Origin of the sequence: Anabaenopsis sp. FSS-46 (assembly GCF_029891665.1) — a bacterium.
GTDB lineage: Bacteria > Cyanobacteriota > Cyanobacteriia > Cyanobacteriales > Nostocaceae > Anabaenopsis > Anabaenopsis arnoldii.
In genome coordinates, this window is record NZ_JANQDG010000056.1 from 45503 (window position 1) to 52051 (window position 6549).

A 6549-nucleotide genomic window follows, 5' to 3' on the forward strand; every position below is an offset into this window, starting at 1 on the left:
TGTTTATCTGTGGTCAATTATCAATAAAATCCCACCATGAATCAACCCAAGCTGCAAAACTGGCAATTTATCAAACAGAAACTAACACCCTACATATTTTTACTCCCAGCACTAATTCTGTTATTTGCAACAGTGTTCTGGCCAGCAATACAAGCATTTTACCTGAGCTTTACCAGCTACGAAGACCTTTACCAACCACCGCAATGGATAGGCTTTGACAACTTCCGGCGTTTGTGGAAAGATGCAGTTTTTTGGCAAACCTTAGAAAACACCTTTCTCTACCTTGTAGGTGTCGTGCCAATTTTAGTCATAGCTCCCTTAGGACTGGCAATTTTGGTAAATCAGAAGCTGCGAGGCATGAATTGGTTTAGAGCCGCTTACTACACGCCGGTAGTAATATCAATGGTAGTTGCTGGTATAGCTTGGAAATGGCTATATGCAGAAAACGGCTTACTTAATCAGTTACTTAAAACCGTGAATATTTTTCCCGCAGGAATTCCCTGGTTAACCAGTCCAGAAAAACTATTAGGCATTGTACCCATTTCCTTAGCCAGTGTCATGGCTGTTACCATCTGGAAGGGACTCGGCTATTACATGGTAATTTATTTAGCCGGGTTGCAATCAATTCCGGCGGATGTTTACGAAGCCGCAGCCATTGATGGTTCCGATGGGATCAGCAAACACTGGGATATTACCTTACCCTTAATGAGTCCGTATTTAGCCCTGGTAGCGGTGATTTCAGCTATTTCCGCGACTAAAGTATTTGAAGAGGTATTTATTATGACCCAGGGTGGTCCACTAAATAGCTCTAAAACCATTGTTTATTATTTATATGAAGAAGCCTTTAGCCACTTAGAAATTAGCTATGCCTGTACAATTGGATTAGTCTTATTTTTGATTATTTTGGGTTTATCAGTTTTGCGGTTAGCTGTTAATCAACAAGAAGATGTGACACTTTAATATTTTGTCGCTGGGACTTTAGTCCTCTTTGCAGTCGGTACTAGGAATAAATCTTCTTTTATTGATAAATAATATAGTCATCCTATTTGACTTGAGAAATTATGAGTGAGGAAAGGGAACAGGGAACAGGGAACAGGGAACAGAAATTGTTCATGAATCATTTAGGATTGCTATACATGGTTTTTTGTGTTATGGGAGATTTTCGCACAAGATAGGTAAATTATCACAGTTTTATCTACCCAAAGCCACTAGATAAAATAGTCAATAAATAATTATAAGAAATGCAATAGCTGCTTTTCAAGCAGTTAGGAAGATATTTTTATCCTTGGATTAAGTGAAAATATCGGATAGCTACTTTTGCAGTAGGATTTTTTACTCTATTTTTGTGTAAGTGTGAAATTGGATTAATAGAAGAAGTATTATATTTAACTCAATCGCTAGTATATTTGTGTAGGATTGAGCCTATTTACAGGGATAACATCGAAAGGACTGTAGTGGTTTTAATTACCCACATTCTTGTCAATCTGTTTTATAGTATTCTTCAGGCATTGATTCAATTGAGGAGCAGTTGCCAAAATTCAGATGTTTTCTGGAGGTAGTATGAACCCATGCAACTGACCCCCCCCATGACCGGAGTCTCTTTTGGTAGGTTACCTGACTTGATCTTGGCAGGACGGGCATATTTTTGGTTAAGCTAGATATAGGTTATTTTGCTATATCGTGTTAATAGTTGATTTATGTTCTACTAGTTTACTTATTTATTCAGGGCTAGGTTTACTACAAATACATTGAAATCATAGTTAAATGAGAATCATATACTTTTGTAATGTATTTTCTATTTTTGCCCCAAGTTGGGTTAATAGATATTCACCAGGTAGGGACTTAACCGCGATCCTACCCAACTTATTCCTTGATTAACTTCAAGGCTGTGGTTGTTACACGCAATGGAGTGGTAAATACACTGCTTCAGGAATTAGTCATGGGAAGATTTTATTTTCTCAAGCTCAGGGGTATCTGCTTGTGATACCAGTGTTAAGTCTTTGACAAGAGCGAGAATTTACCATCCAGTGGATAATGTTACTAAATCGAAAAGTAGATGGTCATTAGCCTATATCCTACGCCAAGACCTATACCTTAGATGAGAACTAAACTTGGCAGCTATATAGTCAAGTTTACTATTAATCAATAACTTTTATTTATGGATTTTGCCTAGGAGGTGTCTTTAAAAGTGTCAAAAATGAAAATGTTTAAGTCCCAGTATATTAAGTTTCAGATTTTAACTGATTTTATCCAGTGCAAGAGGTAAGATAAAAGCTATCGATAAAAACTGATTCTAGGTATTTGAGGAAATTTATCATTTCCGAATTGCTATAATCTATTGTCCAATCTAGTTAATTTTTTTATTTGTTAGGTGTATTTTTCTATGGGTTCCCCAATGAATCGTCTATCTATTTTTGTAGATGGAAATAATATGTTCTATGCTCAACAGAAAAATGGCTGGTTTTTTGACCCAAGACGAGTCTTAGACTATTTCAAACACGAGCAATCAGACACAACACTAATCAATGCTTTCTGGTACACTGGTTTAAAAGATCCACAAGATCAGAGAGGTTTCAGAGATGCTCTCATCAGCTTAGGCTATACAGTCCGCACTAAAATTCTCAAAGAATATTATGACGACTCATCGGGTCGCTACTCCCAAAAAGCTAATTTAGATATTGAAATTGTCGTGGATATGTTTAATACAGTAGATCAATATGATCGAGTGGTTTTATTCAGCGGAGATGGTGATTTTGAAAGGGCTATCGAATTGTTACGCTCAAAAAATACGCATATTACAGTGGTATCAACAGAAGGGATGATAGCCAGGGAGTTGCGCAATGCTACTGACAGATATATTGATTTAAACGATATCAGAGATACTATAGAAAAAGTAGACGGTCAGTAATCTTAGCAAATATTTACAAATCTTTAGAGTAAAAAAACTAAGGTTTTAAGATATTTTAAGCAAACAGTAAAAAATCCACAAGGAGGAAACATGAGCAGCAAAGGCGATCAAATTATCATTTTTGATACCACACTCAGAGACGGAGAACAATGTCCCGGAGCCACTCTAAATATAGATGAAAAGCTAGCGATCGCCAAGCAACTATCGAAGTTAGGGGTAGATGTGATTGAGGCGGGATTTGCTTTTGCGAGTCCGGGGGACTTTGAAGCTGTGAACAAAATTGCCCAAATTGTGGGGACAGAAGATGGTCCAGTAATTTGTAGTTTGGCTAGAGCCATTAAAGCAGATATTGAAGCCGCAGCAGCAGCCCTAAAACCAGCAGTTCACGGTAGGATTCACACCTTTATTTCTACATCCGATATTCACTTAGAATATCAGCTGCGCAAATCACGGGCGGAAGTATTAGCGATCGCCGAGGAAATGGTAGCTTATGCTAAGTCATTTATGACAGATGTAGAATTTTCCCCCATGGATGCAGCACGCTCTGATCCAGAATTTCTTTACCAAGTATTAGAGCGAGCGATCGCAGCTGGTGCTACAACAATTAACATACCTGACACGGTTGGTTACTTGACACCTAGTGAATTTGGGGCAATGATTAAAGGGATTAAAGATCATGTCCCCAATATAGATCAAGCCATTATTTCCGTACACGGACATAACGACTTAGGTTTAGCCGTTGCCAACTTCCTAGAAGCCATAAAAAATGGTGCCACCCAATTAGAATGTACCATTAACGGCATTGGCGAGCGAGCCGGGAACGCCTCCCTAGAGGAATTGGTGATGGCTTTACACGTGCGGCGACAATATTTTAACCCCTTTTTAGGAAGACCAGTAGACTCAGAAGAACCACTAACCAATATTGACACCCGTCAAATTTATAAAACCTCTCGCCTAGTTTCCAACTTAACGGGAATGCTAGTACAACCAAATAAAGCCATAGTCGGAGCTAACGCCTTCGCCCATGAATCTGGTATTCACCAAGACGGGGTACTGAAAAACAAGCTCACCTACGAAATTATGGATGCTCAATTGATTGGCTTAACAGACAATCAAATAGTATTGGGTAAACATTCCGGTAGAAACGCCTTCCGTACCCGGTTGGGAGAATTAGGCTTTGAACTCTCAGAAACAGAATTAAACAAAGCATTCGTCAGATTTAAAGAAGTAGCTGACAAAAAGAAAGAAATTTCCGACTGGGACCTAGAAGCGATCGTCAACGATGAAATTCAACAAGCACCGGACTTGTTCCGAGTCGAACTAGTGCAAATTGCTTGCGGTAGTAACGCTAAACCCACAGCTACAGTCACCCTGCGCACCCCAGAAGGTAAAGAATTAACTGATGCAGCCATTGGTACAGGACCCGTAGACGCGGTTTACAAAGCAATTAACCGGGTAGTAAATGTGCCTAACGAATTGATAGAATTTTCTGTACAATCGGTCACAGCCGGAATTGATGCTATAGGTGAAGTCACCATCCGTCTGAGACATGACTCAAGAGTATTTTCCGGTCATGCGGCTAACACCGATATTATTGTCGCCTCCGCCCAAGCTTATGTAAATGCCCTAAATCGGCTTTATGCAGCTCTGCAAACCAAAGAGAAACAAGAACAAGTAACTGCACAGAAAATTTAGAGACATATGTGGTTTCAGGGTGGGTTTTTCCCGCCCTATTTTTTGTCTAACCTCATCCATCAATCCTCACCTTACTAAGGATGAATTAATAGATGAATACACCTCTAAAAACCCATTGGCACACAGTTAGAGCAACATTTCAACGAATTTGGGGTTACGAAGATTTCAGACCACCCCAAGGCGAAATAGTCAGGACTTTGCTAGGCAAAAAAGATGCCTTAATTATTATGCCCACAGGTGGGGGGAAATCAATTTGCTTTCAACTTCCCGCACTGCTACAAACAGGAATAACTCTAGTAATTTCCCCCTTGGTAGCACTCATGGAAAACCAAGTACAAGAACTACTAGAGCGCCAACAAAAAGCAGCACTATTGCATAGTCAATTACCCACCCATCAACGCCGCAAGACACTACAAGCTTTAGAAAACCAACAACTCAGATTACTGTATTTATCCCCAGAAACCTTATTAAGTCCCCTAGTCTGGGAAAAATTATCTCATCCCCAATTACAAATTAACGCTTTGATATTAGATGAAGCCCATTGTTTAGTACAGTGGGGGGATACATTCCGCCCAGATTATCGCAGGTTAGGCGCAGTCAGACCCGCATTACTCAAAACCAAACCACCGGGGACAAAAATTAGTATTGCTGCTTTTACCGCTACTGCTGACCCCACAGCCCAAAAGACTATTCAAAGGGTTTTACAATTACAGCAACCAGAAATTTTTAAATTAAATCCCTATCGGCCGAATTTGCATCTCACTGTCCGTATTGCTTGGACACCCAGGAGTCGCAAACACCAACTATTAGAATTTATTAAAAATCGCCCCCAAGAATCGGGATTAATTTATGTTAGGACTAGAAAAGATAGCGAAAATTTAGCTGTATGGTTAGCCGAGAAGGGTTACACTACAGCTAGTTATCATGGCGGACTGGATCCAGTAGAACGCCGGAATATAGAAAGTAAATGGTTAACTGGTAAAATCCCCTTTGTGATCTGTACCTGTGCTTTTGGTATGGGGATAAATAAATCAGATGTGCGTTGGGTGGTTCATTTTCACGCTCCTCACCTCATATCGGAATATGTACAGGAAATTGGCCGCGCGGGACGAGATGGGAACCCAGCAGATGTGCTGGTTTTGGTGAGTGAACCCACAGGGTGGTTAGACCCAGAAGATAAACAAAGACAGCAGTTTTTTGAGCAAAAAATGCGATCGCAGCAACGCAACGCCCAGCAATTAGTCAGACAATTACCCCCACACGGAGAGGTCAACGCAGTCACCCGCGAGTTTCGTGATGCTGATATAGCCTTAGCCTTACTCCACAGCAGCGGTCAATTAAATTGGCTTGACCCCTTTAATTATACCATTGACTCAGGGGTAAAAATGCAGCCACTGAACCAATTACCAGATGCTCAACAAATGTATGAATATTTGCATACTAAAAAATGTCGTTGGCAATTTTTATTAAATGCTTTTGGATTTGAACAAGAAGCTAGCAACTGGCGTTGTGGACATTGTGATCATTGCCGACATGAGGTTTTAGGTTGAGTAATTTTAGTGAATTCCATGTTAGTTATCAAACCCATATTAAAATTTAGATTTATAGCAACCGCCAAGGTGGTTAGGACACAAACAAAAGATAAAACCGTTGAAATTCAAGCGTTTCAAGGCTTCCCCCTGCCCCCTGCCCCCTGCTATATGATATAGATTTACCTTCTCGATAATATTTTTTTGTAGATGCAGAATTATCTATTTCGTTACGAAAGGTATCCATCATTCCTATAATCTCTGTATGTAATTCATCCACAAGTGTTGAATGTTAAGAAAGAGGTGATAAAAATAGCCCAAAATATGGTAAATTTTGGGCGAAGGATTAAAACCAATTAATTGATGATGATTATAAATTCATTTCCCAAGATTGTCAAAGACATCCTCAGACCGTTG

At 39.7% G+C, this 6549-nt stretch carries 4 protein-coding genes; all 4 read left to right on the forward strand.

Translation table 11 applies throughout. The features are described from left to right. Positions 1 to 36 precede the first annotated feature (36 nt). Positions 37 to 960, forward strand: a complete 924-nt coding sequence (locus NWP21_RS05705) for a sugar ABC transporter permease (protein ID WP_280791938.1) — start codon at positions 37 to 39, stop codon at positions 958 to 960. Positions 961 to 2383: 1423 nt separating this feature from the next. Beyond that, complete coding sequence (locus NWP21_RS05710) at positions 2384 to 2908, forward strand: NYN domain-containing protein (RefSeq protein ID WP_200989987.1); 525 nt, start codon at positions 2384 to 2386, stop codon at positions 2906 to 2908. A gap of 90 nt (positions 2909 to 2998) precedes the next feature. Beyond that, on the forward strand, positions 2999 to 4603 hold the full coding sequence (locus NWP21_RS05715) for a 2-isopropylmalate synthase (protein ID WP_271734729.1): 1605 nt from the start codon (positions 2999 to 3001) through the stop codon (positions 4601 to 4603). A 92-nt stretch (positions 4604 to 4695) separates the two neighbouring features. Beyond that, on the forward strand, positions 4696 to 6153 hold the full coding sequence (locus NWP21_RS05720; RefSeq protein WP_280791939.1) for an ATP-dependent DNA helicase RecQ: 1458 nt from the start codon (positions 4696 to 4698) through the stop codon (positions 6151 to 6153). The last annotated feature ends 396 nt before the right edge of the window (positions 6154 to 6549 follow it).